The organism is Ureibacillus endophyticus, assembly GCF_003628435.1.
Classification (GTDB): Bacteria; Bacillota; Bacilli; order Bacillales_A; family Planococcaceae; genus Ureibacillus; species Ureibacillus endophyticus.
Map to the genome: position 1 here is coordinate 1 of NZ_RBZN01000062.1, position 16,601 is coordinate 16,601.

At 34.4% G+C, this 16,601-nt stretch carries 16 protein-coding genes; 9 read left to right on the forward strand and 7 right to left on the reverse strand.

All coding sequences use genetic code 11. The features are described from left to right. A partial coding sequence (locus D8M03_RS15975) for an IS3 family transposase (RefSeq protein ID WP_147404825.1) occupies nucleotides 1–83 on the forward strand: 83 nt, incomplete at its 5' end. A 75-nt stretch (nucleotides 84–158) separates the two neighbouring features. Here D8M03_RS15975 and D8M03_RS15980 read toward each other — a convergent pair. From D8M03_RS15980 to pruA, 3 genes are all read right to left on the reverse strand, one after another. Next, entirely contained in the window at nucleotides 159–1,322 is a 1,164-nt protein-coding gene (locus D8M03_RS15980) for an iron-containing alcohol dehydrogenase (RefSeq protein WP_121215794.1), read from the reverse strand. Nucleotides 1,323–1,444: 122 nt separating this feature from the next. Then, complete coding sequence (locus D8M03_RS15985) at nucleotides 1,445–2,689, reverse strand: Glu/Leu/Phe/Val family dehydrogenase (protein WP_121215795.1); 1,245 nt, start codon at nucleotides 2,687–2,689, stop codon at nucleotides 1,445–1,447. Between the two features lie 220 nt (nucleotides 2,690–2,909). Next, nucleotides 2,910–4,457 (reverse strand): L-glutamate gamma-semialdehyde dehydrogenase, encoded by a 1,548-nt coding sequence (gene pruA / locus D8M03_RS15990; protein WP_121215796.1) that lies wholly within the window; start codon nucleotides 4,455–4,457, stop codon nucleotides 2,910–2,912. A 171-nt stretch (nucleotides 4,458–4,628) separates the two neighbouring features. Here pruA and D8M03_RS15995 point away from each other — a divergent pair, with 171 nt between their 5' ends. Beyond that, nucleotides 4,629–5,942: an AAA-type ATPase lid domain-containing protein gene (locus D8M03_RS15995; RefSeq protein WP_245987652.1), complete on the forward strand. Its 1,314-nt coding sequence runs from the start codon at nucleotides 4,629–4,631 to the stop codon at nucleotides 5,940–5,942. A gap of 49 nt (nucleotides 5,943–5,991) precedes the next feature. Here the strand turns inward: D8M03_RS15995 and yugI are convergent, their stop codons facing one another. Beyond that, on the reverse strand, nucleotides 5,992–6,363 hold the full coding sequence (gene yugI, locus D8M03_RS16000) for a S1 domain-containing post-transcriptional regulator GSP13 (RefSeq protein WP_121215798.1): 372 nt from the start codon (nucleotides 6,361–6,363) through the stop codon (nucleotides 5,992–5,994). Nucleotides 6,364–6,604: 241 nt separating this feature from the next. Between yugI and D8M03_RS16005 the strand changes: the two genes are divergently transcribed. After that, nucleotides 6,605–6,811 carry a helix-turn-helix domain-containing protein gene (locus D8M03_RS16005; RefSeq protein WP_121215799.1) on the forward strand — a complete coding sequence of 69 codons (207 nt, stop codon included), beginning with the start codon at nucleotides 6,605–6,607 and terminating at the stop codon, nucleotides 6,809–6,811. A gap of 38 nt (nucleotides 6,812–6,849) precedes the next feature. Here the strand turns inward: D8M03_RS16005 and D8M03_RS16010 are convergent, their stop codons facing one another. Then, nucleotides 6,850–7,110 (reverse strand): DUF1871 family protein, encoded by a 261-nt coding sequence (locus D8M03_RS16010; RefSeq protein ID WP_211330986.1) that lies wholly within the window; start codon nucleotides 7,108–7,110, stop codon nucleotides 6,850–6,852. 65 nt (nucleotides 7,111–7,175) lie between these two features. Between D8M03_RS16010 and D8M03_RS16015 the strand changes: the two genes are divergently transcribed. The 4 genes from D8M03_RS16015 (at nucleotide 7,176) to D8M03_RS16030 (ending at nucleotide 11,886) form a co-directional block, all read left to right on the forward strand. Beyond that, complete coding sequence (locus tag D8M03_RS16015) at nucleotides 7,176–8,366, forward strand: MalY/PatB family protein (RefSeq protein WP_414674164.1); 1,191 nt, start codon at nucleotides 7,176–7,178, stop codon at nucleotides 8,364–8,366. Between the two features lie 264 nt (nucleotides 8,367–8,630). Beyond that, complete coding sequence (locus D8M03_RS16020) at nucleotides 8,631–10,115, forward strand: ATP-binding protein (protein WP_342768819.1); 1,485 nt, start codon at nucleotides 8,631–8,633, stop codon at nucleotides 10,113–10,115. Then, a complete protein-coding gene (locus D8M03_RS16025) occupies nucleotides 10,115–10,786 on the forward strand; it encodes a response regulator (protein WP_121215803.1) in 672 nt (223 codons plus the stop codon). Before D8M03_RS16020 ends, D8M03_RS16025 begins: the two co-directional genes overlap by 1 nt. A gap of 65 nt (nucleotides 10,787–10,851) precedes the next feature. After that, a complete protein-coding gene (locus tag D8M03_RS16030) occupies nucleotides 10,852–11,886 on the forward strand; it encodes a DctP family TRAP transporter solute-binding subunit (RefSeq protein ID WP_121215804.1) in 1,035 nt (344 codons plus the stop codon). A gap of 172 nt (nucleotides 11,887–12,058) precedes the next feature. Here the strand turns inward: D8M03_RS16030 and D8M03_RS16035 are convergent, their stop codons facing one another. Both D8M03_RS16035 and D8M03_RS16040 read right to left on the reverse strand, forming a co-directional pair. Next, nucleotides 12,059–12,268 carry a hypothetical protein gene (locus D8M03_RS16035; RefSeq protein WP_121215805.1) on the reverse strand — a complete coding sequence of 70 codons (210 nt, stop codon included), beginning with the start codon at nucleotides 12,266–12,268 and terminating at the stop codon, nucleotides 12,059–12,061. A gap of 23 nt (nucleotides 12,269–12,291) precedes the next feature. Then, nucleotides 12,292–12,879: a peptidylprolyl isomerase gene (locus tag D8M03_RS16040; RefSeq protein ID WP_121215806.1), complete on the reverse strand. Its 588-nt coding sequence runs from the start codon at nucleotides 12,877–12,879 to the stop codon at nucleotides 12,292–12,294. A 186-nt stretch (nucleotides 12,880–13,065) separates the two neighbouring features. On the opposite strand from D8M03_RS16040, the gene D8M03_RS16045 reads away from it, so the two are divergent. Both D8M03_RS16045 and D8M03_RS16050 read left to right on the forward strand, forming a co-directional pair. Next, complete coding sequence (locus D8M03_RS16045) at nucleotides 13,066–14,283, forward strand: MFS transporter (RefSeq protein WP_121215807.1); 1,218 nt, start codon at nucleotides 13,066–13,068, stop codon at nucleotides 14,281–14,283. A gap of 104 nt (nucleotides 14,284–14,387) precedes the next feature. Then, the gene (locus D8M03_RS16050; protein WP_121215808.1) at nucleotides 14,388–16,238 is read left to right on the forward strand and encodes a transglycosylase domain-containing protein; all 1,851 of its coding nucleotides are present in this window, start codon (nucleotides 14,388–14,390) and stop codon (nucleotides 16,236–16,238) included. Nucleotides 16,239–16,601 lie beyond the last annotated feature (363 nt).

Sequence of the window (16,601 nt, forward strand, 5' to 3'; positions counted from 1 at the left end):
ATTACAACACGAAACGTATTAAGGCAAAATTGAAAGGCATGAGTCCGATTCAATATCGAACTCATGCCCAAACCGCTGCCTAAATGAAATAACCGTGTCTAACTTTTAGGGGTCACTTCATGGTATAATACATGATTGCTTTTTTATTTGTTCAGCTCTTATAAAGACATCTTTAAAATCGTACGAACATCCTCTGCTTGTAACTCTTTAAATCTTCCAAATGGTCCATTAACCATTGATTTTTCAACTAATGTTTCAAGTTGTGAATCATCAATATCATAATCACTTAGGCGACTTGGTGCACCAATTGATGTCCAAAATTCACTTAAGCGGTCAATGCCTTCTAAAGCTACCTCTTCAACTGTTTTTCCTTCAGGTTTAACATTAAACACACGTGTTGCCAGTCTTGCGAAACGCTCAGGATTAACAGAAACGTTATGGCGCATCCAATTCGGGAATAGGATAGCTAGTCCTCCCCCATGTGGAATATCATAAACCGCCGAAACGGAATGTTCGATATTATGAGTTGCCCAATCACCTCGAGAACCCATAGATAAGAAGCTATTTAATCCAATTGTTCCAGCAAGTAAAATTGTTTCACGCAGCTCGTAATTTTCGAGGTCTTCAATTAATTTTGGTGCTGTATTAATCACAGTTCGTAAAACACCTTCACACATTTCGTCCGTGATTGGTGTGTTCGTAGCATCGTGGAAATATTGTTCAAACACATGCGACATAATATCCACAATTCCGTATACTGTATGATCCTTTGGTACAGTAAAAGTATACGTTGGATCTAGTATTGAAAACTTTGGAAACACTGCTGGATGTCCCCAACCATATTTTTCTTTTGTTTCTTCGTTGGAAATTACTGAGCCCGAATTCATCTCTGAACCAGTTGCGGCTAGAGTTAAAATTGTACCTAAAGGTAAAGCATCTATAACATTCGTTTTCTTTATTACAATGTTCCAAGCATCTTCATCTACTTTAGCACCTGCTGCAATTAATTTTGAGCAATCAATAACTGAGCCGCCACCGATAGCTAAGATAAAATCAATGGATTCCTTTTTACATATTTCGATCCCTTTTCTAGCTGTTTCCACACGAGGATTTGGCTCAACGCCACTTAATTCAAAAACGTTCATATTTAATTTGTTGAGAATTGCCATGACATCATCATACAAACCATTCTTCTTAATACTTCCTCCACCATAAACAATTAAAATATTATGACCATATTGAGGTAATTCTACTTCAAGTTGACTAATTTGTTCTTTCCCAAAATGTAAACGTACTGGGTTATAAAATGAAAATGTATTCACTATTGACTCCCCTTCTTGACTCAGTCTAGCCTAAAACACTATTTGGCCTCAATTTCATTTGTTATGAACTAACAAAAAAGCTATGTAAGGAGTATTCCCTTACATAGCTCATTTTATCGTATTTATACCCAACCACGGAAACGAGAAGCTTCGGCAGTACGACGAACACCCACCATATAAGCTGCTAGACGCATATTAATGTTGCGTGTTGTTGCTGTTGTATATACATTTTCGAAAGCAGCAACCATTTTTTTGTGTAATTTCTCTGCTACTTCTTCTGCAGTCCAGTAGTATCCTTGGTTGTTTTGTACCCACTCAAAGTAAGATACAGTTACACCACCAGCAGATGCTAATACGTCTGGAACAAGTAAAATGCCGCGCTCAGTTAAAATTTTTGTTGCTTCTGCAGTCGTTGGACCATTTGCTGCTTCCACCACAATATTGGCTTTAATATTATGTGCGTTTTCAGCAGTAATTTGGTTTTCAATTGCTGCAGGTACAAGAATATCACAATCTAGTTCTAGTAATTCTTGGTTTGTAATTGTATTTTCAAATAAAGTTGTTACTGTACCAAAACTATCACGACGATCTAATAAATAATCAATATCTAACCCATTTGGATCATGTAACGCACCGTAAGCATCTGAAATACCGATAACTTTTGCGCCTAGATCACTCATAAACTTCGCTAAGAAACTACCAGCGTTACCAAAACCTTGGATAACAACACGTGCTCCTTTGATATCGATGTTACGTTTTTTCGCTGCTTCTTGAATCACAATCGTAACACCTTCTGCAGTAGCACGATCACGACCTTGAGAACCTCCAAGGACGATTGGTTTACCTGTAATGAATCCTGGTGAATTAAACTCATCCATACGGCTATATTCGTCCATCATCCAAGCCATGATTTGCGCGTTTGTAAATACGTCTGGAGCAGGAATATCTTTTGTTGGTCCAACGATTTGACTAATTGCTCGAACATAACCACGACTTAATCGTTCAAGCTCACCCATAGACATTTGACGTGGGTCACAAATGATACCACCTTTACCTCCGCCATATGGTAAATCGACAATACCGCATTTTAATGTCATCCACATGGAAAGCGCCTTTACTTCTTCCTCACTAACCATTGGGTGGAAACGTACTCCACCTTTTGTAGGACCAACCGCATCGCTATGTTGTGCACGATATCCAGTAAATACTTTTGTTGTACCATCATCCATCTTTACAGGAATACGTACATGTAACATACGAAGTGGTTCCTTTAATAATTCATACATTGCTTCATCGTAACCAAGTTTATTTAACGCATCTTTGATTACATCTTGTGTAGATGTAAATAGATTTAAATTTTCAGCCATCTATTTCGCCTCTTTAAATTTAATGGTAATTATTTATTTGCAAATATTGTATCATACTTTATAAAAGAAATGGTTAATTATGTGTGTGTCTCTATGATGTTTGGAAATTTTAAATTATTTATAAAAAATGAAATTATACTAAGAATATTTTTCCTATACATTCTGTAAAAAAACAGACGCCGTCATTACGTCACGTCTGCTTTTGTATTCAGTTCAGAATTTACAACAATTCTGATACTGATTTTGCCTGCATGTGTAGTGTTAAATAGTCTGGACCACCAGCTTTTGAATCTGTCCCCGACATGTTAAATCCACCAAATGGTTGATATCCAACCGTTGCACCAGTACATCCACGGTTTAAATATAAGTTTCCAACATGGAAATCTTCACGAGCTTTTTCTAAATGGAAACGATTATTAGATAATACCGCACCCGTTAAACCATATACAGTATTATTCGCAATATCAATTGCTTCATCAAAACTGTTGGCTTTCGTTAATGCCAATACAGGACCAAAAATCTCTTCTTGCATTATACGAGCATTTGGATCTACATCTGCGAATACAGTTGGTTGGATAAAGTAACCTTTTGAATCATCAGCAGTTCCACCTGTTATTAAGCGTCCTTCACCTTTACCAATTTCAATGTATTCCGTAATTTTCTTAAATGCACCTTCATCATTAACAGGTCCCATATATGTTTCGATGTTGGATGGATCTCCAACAATTATCTCTTTTGTTAATTCTTCTACACGTTTTAATACAGTTTCGTACGCTTGATTGCCAACGATTACTGCACGTGAGCAAGCAGAACATTTTTGTCCACTAAACCCAAACGCACTCGTAACAATTGATTGGGCAGCTAATTCAAAGTCTGCATCATCATCGACAACGATTGTATCTTTACCACCCATTTCAGCAATTACACGTTTAATCCAGATTTGACCTTCATTTAATACGGATGCACGTTGATTAATACGTAAACCTACATCACGAGAACCTGTGAAACTAATAAAACGTGTACGTGGATGATCTACTAAGTAATCTCCCACTTCCGAGCCAGATCCAGGGATATAGTTTACAACACCTGCTGGTAATCCTGCTTGTTCAAGAATCTCCATAAATTTATACGCAATTACAGGAGTTGTTGAAGCAGGTTTTAATAAAACGGTATTACCCGTCACTACTGCTGCTACCGTTGTACCTACCATGATAGCAAACGGGAAGTTCCAAGGTGATATGACAACTCCAACCCCTAAAGGAATGTAAGAGTATTTGTTAATTTCACCCGGGTTTTGATTTAAAGGCTTCCCTTCAGCAAGTTCTAACATTTGGCGACCATAGTATTCTAAGAAATCAATACCTTCTGCAACGTCCGCATCAGCCTGAATCCACGGTTTCCCAGCTTCCTTAGTCATCCAAGCCGCTAACTCAAATTTTCGGCGACGTGTTATTGCCGCAGCCTTAAATAATACTTCTGCTCGTATAACAGGATTTACTTTTTTCCATTTGTTAAAAGTCGAATCTGCTACTTGCATTGCTTTTTCAGCTAAATCTTGACTCGCTTTAGATACATGCCCCACAACTTCTTTTTTATTAGATGGATTATATGAAGTAATTTTTTGTTCAGTAGTGATTCTTTCTCCACCTATTATTAATGGGTATTCTTGTCCAAGTTCACTTTCAACTTTTTTAAGCGCTTCTAAATAAGCCTTTTGATTTGCTTCAATATTAAAGTTCGTTAATGGCTCAGATTTGTACGGAATCATGGATTAAAACCTCCTTCATCATTACGATTAGATTGCGTTTTTTCTCCAAATATCATAAGTGCAAAAAATATTTGCAGCAAATACCCATTTCCATATATAATAATGCAAAATATTGTTGCGTAAATCAAGCGAATTTTTCTAAAAATGTTCGAAATTTTTGAGGTGAAGCAGTTGACAAAAGAAGATAATATATTAATAAAGTTTTATGAATTTGCAATAGACCACGTATCTGTTGGTATACACGCCATTGACCACAATGGATATACCATTTTGTACAATAATAAAATGAAAGAAATTGAAGGGTACAAAATTGAAGACATTTCAGATCGTTCTATACTGGATATTTTCACCTTTAATCAAAGTGAAAGTACATTATTAAGAGTTCTACAAACTGGACAAAAAGTGCTGAATGTAAAACAAACCTATTGGAATAAAGATGGTCACGAAATCACAACGATAAATGACACCTTTCCAATAATAGAAAATAATGAAATAAAAGGTGCCATCGAATTTGCCAGGGATATCACATCATTGGAAAAACTTATCTATCAACCTTTAAGACGTTATGGGGAGCCTTTAAACTTTGAAATGTTCTCTGTAGCATCTGAACAAATGAAGAATGTAATCAATAACGCAAAAAAGGCCGCAAAAGCTCGTATCCCTGTATTATTAATAGGTGAATCTGGAACAGGTAAGCATTTAGTTGCAGAAAGTATTCATAATGAACTAAATCCCATAAATGATGAATTTGTTACTCTTTTTAGTAGAAGAAATCCTCAAGCCACACTTGATAAATTACAAAATTATTTAAAGACAGAAAAGAGTTATACACTGTTCTTTGATCGGATTGAATATTTATCATTGCCTATTCAACAAAAGCTCATTGATATATTAAACAAGTTGCCTGCCGGGAAACATTTAATTATCGGGAGTATTGGCGATGATCCAATTGATTTAATAAGTAATGGTAAATTATTAAAGGACCTATACTATTATTTTGCTTCCCTAACGATAACTATACCTCCATTGCGGGCTAGAAAAGATGATATTCAACCTTTTGTTACAGATTATTTTAGTCGTCTTCGAGAACGATTTGCTTCAAATATTGAAGGTATCTCTGATGACGTAATGCAATATTTTTTACAATATGATTGGCCAGGGAATTTAAAAGAACTTGAGCTCTTATTAGATGAGTTTACTTCTATGATGATGAATGAAAAAATAGTTACTCTTGAAATGTTGCCATTACATTTTCGTTTCAAAGTTCAACAAGCGAATGAACATATTCGAAATCCTGACTTTTTTATCGTTCAACCAAATCAAGAATTACTACCACTAGAAGACTATATGCGAGAGGCAGAAAATTATTATATCCAAAACGTGTTAAATATTTTTGAGGGGAATATAACAAAAACAGCTCAAGCTTTAGGTATGAGCAGACAAAATTTACAATACCGTCTTAGAAAACTAAAAAAAGATTCGTAAAATAAAAAATAAAAAGATGCATGGCTTTTTGCCATACATCTTTTTATTTTTAATGACCCGATTGTTCAATCCAATCTTGTAGTTTGTCCCTTAAGGATTTAAAACCATTTGCGTCATCTTCGTCTACGCGATCTTGTAATGTTTTTCTTGGTTGTTCTTTTTTCTTTTGAATTGGTGCTACTTGCAACGCACGAGTTGATAAACTTATTTTCTCATTATTCTCATCAACATCTAAAATCTTTACTAAAATTTCGTCCCCTACTTTTAAATAATCGGATACATCTTTTACAAAACCGTATGTGATTTCCGATATATGAACAAGCCCTTGTGTTTGGTCGTCCAAAGCAACAAAAGCCCCGTAAGGTTGAATTCCAGTTACTTTTCCGGTTACAACTTCACCTACTTCATATTTTTTTGCCATCAAGCATTTCCTACTTTCTATATCTACGTAAATGTCATGTTAAATTATAACATATGACAACTATCTGAACAAAGAATCACCCTCTAATATAAAAACAAATAATTATCCGGTACTTGGAATAAAATACCTTTTTATCCTTTTCCATAAAATTTCATCATTTAGACAAAATAATCGCATTATTCAAACAAGATTAGTAATATAATATAAACAACAAGCAAAAAATGAAAGGAAGTGCTCAAATTTGAAAAATCGATTTCACGAACAATTAAAACTTTTAAGAGAAGAAAAAAATTGGTCACTTGAGGAATTGTCGAAAAAAACACAAATTGGTCTAGAAAAATTAAGCCTTTACGAAAAAGGTGAGCTCGTCCCTTCAATGCAAACGATTTTAAAACTATCTACTATATTAGAAGTACCAGCTTCGAACCTAATGGATGGTATTAAATAAAAGGTATTTCCTTATTATAAGGAAATACCTTTTTATTTTTATATTATGCACTTCGCCTCAAATTTAATTGCTAGTAATTTATAGGAAATCTCAACACATTTTTCAAACGGAATCCATTGTTCAAAAGAATGCTCATAAACCGTTTGAATTACTTTAGCTAGTTTCGAAGGATCATTCTCACCTTGAAGTGCGGCTACAACATCTGCAGTTTCGGTATCATAGCTATCTTCACCTAATTGAAATGGATCCCACTTTTTTAAAAGCGCAATAGCTTTTTGATTCATTATAATATTTTCCAAAGTTTTCACCCTATTTTTACTATTTGCTATGATATTATATAATACATAATTAAAAAAAGAAATGAGTGATAGATTTGTTTAATTTTGATGAGCTACATAACCGAAAAAATACGAATAGCTTAAAATGGGATCTTTTCAAAGAACGCTATAAAGCACAGTATAAAGTAGAAAATGTAGAAGAAATATTACCAATGTGGGTTGCTGATATGGATTTTGCCATTCCACAAATTATTACAGATGCAATCAAAGAAAGACTTGACCACCCTATTTTTGGTTATTCCTATGTTAGCGATGCTTGTAAAGAAAGTATTGTAGGTTGGTTTGAACGACGTCATAATTGGACAATCGATCCGAAATCAATCCTTTTCCATCAAGGTGTAGTACCAGCTTTGGCTACTATTATTGAAACATTTACAGAACCAGGTGATAAAGTGGCAGTTTCTACTCCTATTTATCCACCATTCTTTAGCATTCCAAAAGCACAAAACCGTGAAGTAGTTGAATGTAAACTTGATACTTCAAACAACGATTATAACTATGATTTCGACGCCCTTGAAGAGCAATTTAAAACAGGTGTAAAAGTTTATATTCTATGTAGTCCGCATAACCCAGGTGGAAAAGTATGGCTACGAGAAGATTTAGAACAGCTTGTACAATTATGCATTAAATATGATGTTCTTTTAATCTCAGATGAAATCCATGCAGATATCGTATTTGACGGAGCAAAACACATTCCTACATTAACGGTAAAAGATGCAGACAAAGCAAAAATCATTACATGTATTGCACCAACTAAAACATTTAATATTGCTGGAATTCATGCTGCAATGATGGTAGTGCCAAATGTAGAACTTCGAAATAAATTAAACTTTAATAAAGCCGCGCATGGTCGAGATGATTTAAACATTCTAGCTGCGGCTGCTGTGAAAGCTGCCTATGATGAAGGCGATGAATGGGTAGATGCAATGATTCAATATGTATCAAACAATATGGATTATGTTGTTGAACATTTAAACAAAATCGAAGGAATTAAAGTAACGAAACCACAATCAACATATCTAATTTGGATCGATTACCGCGAAACTGGTTTAGATGAAAAAGAAATGATGCTTCGTTTACTAGAAAAAGGAAAATTGGCCCTTGAACCAGGTACGAAATATACAGAAGCAGGTAGAGGATTCTTACGTATGAATGTCGCTTGCCCTCTTGATACAGTAAAAGAAGGAGTAGAAGGTTTCAAAAAAGCATTATTATAAAATACTAATCTTAAAACCAAGTGTTATTTTAACACTTGGTTTTTCTAATTTATGAAACTTTTTTCTCAATTTCCCTTTACTAAATTTTGTATTATATAATATAGTCAATAATATCCAGAATTATTGGAAAAATAGTGACAATGGGGTGTATTTATTTTGTAATTTATTTTACAACTATCTATTATGGAAAAAGTATCCTTACAGTTTAAAATGTTTATATTTTCATTTATTCTCGTGTTTTTCTCTATTTTCACGAGTGGTGCAATGATGATACATAATATTGGAAGCGCTTTTGAAAAAGAATTTGGTTTAAGGGCAATTGCAATTGCGAGAACCGTTGCTCAAATGCATGATGTCCAAAACACCGTAGGAACGAAACAAGGATTTAAGACGATTCAACCAATAGCAGAAAGAATTCGTTTAGCAACGGATGTTGACTATATCGTTATTTATGACATGAATGGTGTACGTTACTCTCACCCTTCCGAGAGTAAGATAGGAACAGTTTCAGCGGACATGTTAAAAAATGTTGCTTCCTCACAACATGAGTACATTTCTAAAGCTTTAGGTGTTCAAGGTTTCTCAATCCGCGCCTTTGTTCCTATTATGAATAGTGATGCCACAAAACAGGTTGGCATAATTAATGTCGGTATCCTCTCACCAAAGTGGTATATATTGGTGGGAAGCTATAAATTAGATATTTTTTTATCATTATTATGGGGTGTTGGCATCGGACTAATCGGTTCTATTTTAATTGCCCGACATATTAAAAGACAAACCTTAAATCTAGAACCTTACCAAATCGCTCGGATTGTACACGAAAGGTCTGCAATTATGCAAGCAATGGATGTTGGTATCCTTGCTACCGATGAAATTGGGAATATCACCTTTATCAATCGACTTGCAAGGCAGTATACGCATTATTTTAGTAACAATGGAACTTTAAAGAACATCTTTAAAAATACTTGGCTTGCAGAAGAGAAAATTGTAAACAACGATAATTATCGTCCTTTATTAATGCATGATCAAATGTATTTAGTTCGCACTTTTCCCATTCGAATTAATGATAAAAATGCCGGCTATCTCATTATGATTACAAATCGTCAGGAAGCCCATATACTTGCAGAACAATTAACAGGGGTTAAAGCTTTAGTAGATACATTACGTGCTCAACACCATGAATCTCTAAATCGATTACATAGTATTGCAGGGTTAATTCAACTGAATCGAAATGAAGATGCACTGAGTTTAATCATAGATGAAATTACTGATGAGGAAACGATTGTCCAAAATTTACGTGATAAAATCCATGATTATTCGATTCAAGGGCTGCTTTTAGGGAAACATTCTCGTGCAAAAGAACTAGGTATAGATTTGACCTTAGATGACGATTCTTATTTACTTGATTTTATGACCGGTTTTTCAACTGGTGATATGATTACAGTAATTGGTAACTTAATTGATAATGCAATGGAAGCTTGTTTAACTAAAGAAACCCGCGATGTTAATATTTTAGTTCAAGGAGATCAACATTTTTTGTTTATTGAAGTCCAAGATAGTGGAATTGGAATTGAAGGTAATCCAAATAAAATTTTTGACTATGGTTATAGCACAAAAAAACAAGACGGCCATGGAATTGGCTTAGCATTAATTAAGAAAATTGTTGAATTCAATAAAGGAAAAATTTCTGTAACATCAGAGGTCAACATCGGTACTACGATAACGGTCCAAGCAGGGGAGGAAATTTAATGCCAACAATGTCAGTATATATCGTAGAAGACGACCCAATGGTTTTAGAAGTAAATAAAAATTTCTTAAACAAACTTGTTAATTTCAAACTTATAGGCGAATCGCAAACGGGCGAACAAGCCTTCAAACAAATTACTATGTTAAAACCAGATTTAGTATTACTAGATATGTATTTACCTGATATATCAGGGATCGATTTGTTTTTAAAATTAAGAAATGAACGAATTCCATGTGATGTTATTATGATTACTGCTGCTCGTGATGCAAAAACGGTACAAGAAGCCCTTCGTATGGGTGCAGTCGATTATTTGGTGAAACCATTTCGGTTTGAACGATTTGAAAAAGCTCTACAAAATTATTACCAAACTTCTAGAAAAATATCTTCTTCAAGTACACTAGCACAAGAAGAAATAGACCAACTACTAGGTAATGAAAATGAGCAAATTACCTCCCTACCAAAAGGGCTAAATGATATCACAATGAAACAAATATTAGACGGACTACTTGAGATAGATGATCCAATCACATCTGAACAACTTGCTCAAAATGTTGGTATGGCTCGTGTGACAGTAAGAAAATACTTAGATTTTTTAGCAAATAAAGGTAAAGTCCATATAGATTTAAGATACGGATCTGTTGGAAGACCAACGAAATATTATTCATTAAAATAACCTAATTATTGAATTCGGTTACGTATGAAGAAAGGATATTTGGATTGAACAGGAGATGATGATGAATGAAACAATTTACTGGTATTTCAGCACTCTATTTCATATTTTTTCTTTCAGTAATATTCCTTACTTCTTGTCAATCTACTGAATATCCTGTTGATTATGAGCAATTAGGTAAAGAGGAACGCATAGTTATACGCTTCTCCCACGTGGTTGGTGAAGATACTCCAAAGGGAATGGCAGCAAGGAAATTTGCAGAACTAGTGAAAGAACGGAGTAACGGTCTAATAGAAGTTCAAGTATTTTCAAATGGTACTCTTTATAAAGATGGCGAAGAAATGAATGCACTTTCCCGTGGAGACATTCAAATGATTGCACCCGCTATTTCTAAATTAACCGACATTGTTCCCGAAATTTCTGTTTTTGATTTACCTTTTGCATTTAATTCATTAGATGAAGTACACGAATATGCACTAAGTGATATAGGTGAGAAATTAACAAATAGATTAAAAAACCATAATCTTTTAGTTGCAGGTTTATGGGACAGTGGTTTTAAACAAATAAGTAATAGCATTCGCCCTATTGAACATTACTCTGACTTAGAAGGTTTACGTATCCGAATTATGCCAAGTGATATTTTAACTAAGCAATATGAAACATTAAACGCTGAAACTAAACGTACAGATTTTGTCACAGTTTTTAATGTTCTACAAAATGGCAATGTCGACGGGCATGAAAACACGCTTACAAATATCACTAGCAAAAATTTATATTCTTTACAAAATTATATAACAATTAGTAACCACGGATATTTAGGCTACTTAATATTATTCAATTATGATTTTTGGAATAGTTTACCTGAAGATGTTCAACAACTTCTAACTGAGATATTACAAGAAGTCCAAGAATGGGAATGGCAACTAACGAAAGAAATGGATCAAGAAAAATTGCAAGAAATCCAACATTGCGCTATTCAACTTCATACCTTAAGTGAAGAGGATAAATTGGAATGGGAAGAAAAATTACAACCAGTATATGACTATTATCGAGAACACTATAGTGAGCGTTTCATTGACGCCCTTCCAAAATTTCAAAACTAGCTTCTGAAAATAAAGATTTTATATCAACAAAAAAAGGGAATGTACAAAAAATATATTTTTTGTACATTCCTTTCTAACACTTAAAAGTATTGCTCCTGCGGTGGTCGCATCAAAATGCAACCATCATAGTCGCAAAGGGGACGTCTCAAATGACTTTCAGACGTCCCCTTCTTTATTGATTTTGTGCGTTTTGCTGTCTTTCACGTAAGATACGTTCTTCAAGCTCTTTGGTTTTCAGTTCTTGTTTTTTAGATAAACGTTTAATTGCCATTAAAGCAAGACCACAAAGTGCAACAACAATAATCAATTCGATAACCGCTGGAATATAAGTTGATTTATCTTCAGGGAAAGATAAAAAACTGAACAATAGTAACTTATCCATTATATGGTCACTTCTTTCGAAAATTATTCGATTACATTAATCGATTCTATTTTAACATCTTCTAGTGGTTTATCACGCATATCTTTCTCAACGTTCGCAATTTTGTCAACAACGTCCATACCCTCTACTACATGTCCAAATACTGTATGTTTGAAGTCTAACCATGGAGTACCACCGACACGTGCATATTCTTCAACTATATCTTTTGGATACCCAGCTTGTTCCATTTGTTGAATCATGTTGCTTGGCGTATGTTGCATTTGAACGATAAAGAATTGAGAACCATTTGTGTTTGGACCAGCGTTTGCCATTGAAAGCGCACCACGTAGGTTAAATAATTCTTCATTGAATTCATCTTCAAATGAATTACCCCAAATTGATTCTCCTCCCATACCTGTACCAGTTGGGTCTCCACCTTGAATCATGAAATCAGAAATAACACGGTGGAAGATAATACCGTTATAATAACCAGATTTCGCATGGCCTAAAAAGTTTTCTACTGTTTTTGGAGCATGTTTAGGGAACAATTTAATTTTAATTGACCCTAGAGTCGTATTCATTTCAACTAAAACTTCACCAGGATTTAATTCTTTTGTTAATTGTGGAAACATAAAGTTTGTCTCTCCTTCTTTTTTCATGTTTATTATGAGTATTGTTGTAAATACATCTATACCTCGTAACAGTTTACCATATAAGCCTTAATAATTACTAATAAGGTGTCATCGCTTTTTGTATATATAATTTGGGGTATACTTGATAATAGAAATTCCAAAAGTCTAGGAAGAAAGTGATTTATTTTGTCGAACCGCAAACATAATTTTATCATTATTTTAATATCAAATTTTATTGTTGCAGGCTCTATGACAATGATTATGCCCTTTTTATCTTTATATATCGAAACATTGGGCAACTTCACAGAAAGTTATGTACAAAGGTGGGCTGGACTTATTTTCGGCGCAACATTTGTTTCAGCGTTTATAATGTCTCCGATATGGGGACGTGTTGCAGATAAGTACGGTTATAAACCCATTATGATTATAAACTGTTTCGGTATAGCCATCAGTATCTTTCTCATGGGACATGTGCAAAATGTAGTTCAATTTTTCTTACTTCGTTTATTTATGGGAATAGTGACTGGTTTCATTCCAACATCTATGGCATTTATTAGTAAACATACACCCAAAAATATTGCTGGTAAAACACTAGGTACACTCCAAATGGGTAGCGTAGGCGGTACACTTTTCGGTCCTGTAATAGGCGGTTTGTTAGCAGATGCTGTTGGATTTAGTTATACATTTATTCTTACTGCTTCTACCATTTCAATCGCAGCAATCATTATCATATTTGGCATACATGAACCAAAAATTCAACGAAAAGCGAAAAATAGTATTTATTCTAGGAAAAATGTGATTTGGGCCATTTTCCATCATCCTTTAATGTTAAATATCATGTTTGTAACATCCTTAATTCAAATTGGCAACTTTAGTATACAACCTCTACTTTCCCTATATGTTTCTCACTTAACAACAAGCAATCAAGTCGCATTACTAGCAGGTATTACTTTTAGCGCTGCAGGAGTTGGTAATCTTTTAATTGGTCGATTTTTTGGAAAATTAGCAGATGAAATAGGCTATGAAAAAGTGTTAACTACCCTTTTATTTATTAGTGTTCTTTGCATCATTCCACAAGCTTTTGTTACTTCTCTTTGGCAGTTGGTCGTATTAAGGTTTTTGTTTGGTATATTTTCTGGTGGTCTAAGTCCAATCATCACTGCTTTAATTCGTCGAGAAGCACCGATTGAAGTACAAGGTGAGATCATGGGTTACAATCAAAGTTTCAGATTTTTAGGAAATATCATTGGTCCGGTATTAGGTGGATTTATAAGTGCTCTTGCTTCAATATCATCCGTATTCTTTGCAACTGCTCTTTTATTTTTAATTGGTGCTTTAATTGTATTTATCATCCAAAAAAGACCAAGAAAGGATTTCGATGATGTATTAAAAGATCATGTGTAATTTTCCATCGTCCATAAATTTCCGTTTTTAATACTTCAGACATGCTCCAATCACTCAAATTCTATGCTATTCTTCTAAAAGGACCATGTTTGGAGGAAATAAAAATGAAACAAGTAGTAGGTTTTCTACTCATTTTGTGTTCTTTTCCCCTTTTATTTTTACTTGGGCGTGAAATATGGGATGAGGTTACTGTAGTAAAAGCTCATGAAGAACGAATGCAAGAGCAAATACAACTTCCAACGTTGAAAAGTCAGTTACCTGTAACTATGGTTGATCGGAACGGTCAAACTTTTAGTGAAGAATATGTTGAATGGAGACAACCAATAAAATTAGATGACGTACCCGAGGTGGTAAAGCAAATCTTTTTACTTAGTGAAGACCAGGAGTTTTTTAACCATATTGGATTTAACTTAAGTGCCATTACCCGGGCAATCGTTGTCAACTCTTCTGAACAATCTATTGAACAAGGTGGTAGTACAATTACCCAACAACTTGTACGTATGCGCTATTTATCAGAAGAAAAAACATACGAACGAAAATTAACAGAGTTGTTTTATGCTTATGAGCTTGAACAATTGTATGACAAAAAAGAAATTCTTGAAATGTACTTAAACGAAATCTATTTTAGCAATCAAGTTTATGGGATTGGTGCAGCTGCAACCTATTATTTTCAAAAACCATTAGCCCAGCTAACAATACCACAAATGGCTTTCATCGCTGCAATACCAAATAATCCATCACTATATGATCCTGTAAATAATTTTGAAAATACAAAAGCGCGACAAGAAAGATTACTAGATATTTTAGCTGAACACGATGTGATATCTAAAGATGAAGCAGAAGCGTACAAACAAGAAAAAATATCTTTAAATCTAAAAAGGAAAATTCAAAAATATCCTACCTACAGTACATATGTTTTAGAAGAACTTAAATCCCTTGTTGCACAAAATGATGGTTTTAAAGAAAAGCTAGCCAATGCAAAAACAAAAGAAGAAAAACAGATTATTCAAAGTCAAATTGAACAAAAAATTAATGATTTATTAGAATCGGGAATAATGATTGAAACTGCTTTAGATCCTGAGAAGCAAGAAAAGGACGAACAGAAAATTAATTCTATTTTAGGTGCCGGCTCGCTACAAGCAAGTGCTGTTGTTGTTGATAATACGACACGGGAGATTATTAGTTTATATGGTGGTAAAAACTATAAAAAGTATGATTTCCATCGTGCCTATCAAGGAGTTAGACAACCAGGTTCAGCATTTAAACCGTTAATTGTGTATGCCCCACTTTTCGAAACTACAAACTACTCTCCAGACTCGAGCGTTAGTGGTGGACATTATTGCGTTGGGAATTTCTGTCCTCAAAATTATGGTGGTGGGGTTTATGGTACTGTCTCAATACGTACTGCATTTAAATATAGTTACAACACTTCGGCATTGCGTCTATTCCATCAAATCGGGGTTGATAAAGGATTTGAATATATTGAGAAATTCAATTTTAATTCAATCACTGATCAAGATAAAACCTATTCTGCATCTCTAGGTGGACTTACTTATGGCGTAACGACATTAGAAATGGCAGATGCCTATACAAGTTTCATCGATGGCACTTATAAACCCGTTCATAGTATTCGAAATGTAAAAGATAAACATGGAAATATACTTTACAGCTGGCCAGAAGAAAGTGAAACAATATGGTCTAATCAAACGGTAACATATATTCGCTCACTTTTACATGATGTGATTACAAGCGGGACAGGTAGAGGTATCTGGGCAAATTCCTCCTATGTGGGGGCTAAAACCGGTACAACAAATGACTACCGAGACTTTTGGTTAGCGGGTTTAACCAATGAATATAATTCAGCTGTTTGGATTGGTTACGACAAACCGCGCTCCATGCAAGATTTAGAAGACGATAAAATACATTTTTCTATTTTTAATACTATTATGAATTGATATTTCACTTTTCTAATTAAAATATGGTAATAAAATGGTTCCTTTATGAATTCTAGGAAAACGTTGTTCTCCGTTCCGGCCGGCGCTTTCCGCGGGCACGACCTCAACTAATTTTTGCCAGCTAAAGCCGGCAAAAATGGATTTTCGGCTCGTGCTGTTCCCGCAGGAGTCGCGGCCTCCACTCCGAACAACTTAAATCAACTTCTAAACGAAAAGAGGCAAATTAGATAAAATTTAATCATAAAAAACATACTAACATTAGTAGTACAAACCAAGGCCATGGTTTGTGCTACTATTTTTTTATAGTAGAAGTGAAGGAAAGTCGAACAGCTCCAGGGACGTATGAGAGTCCGTAAAAAAAAC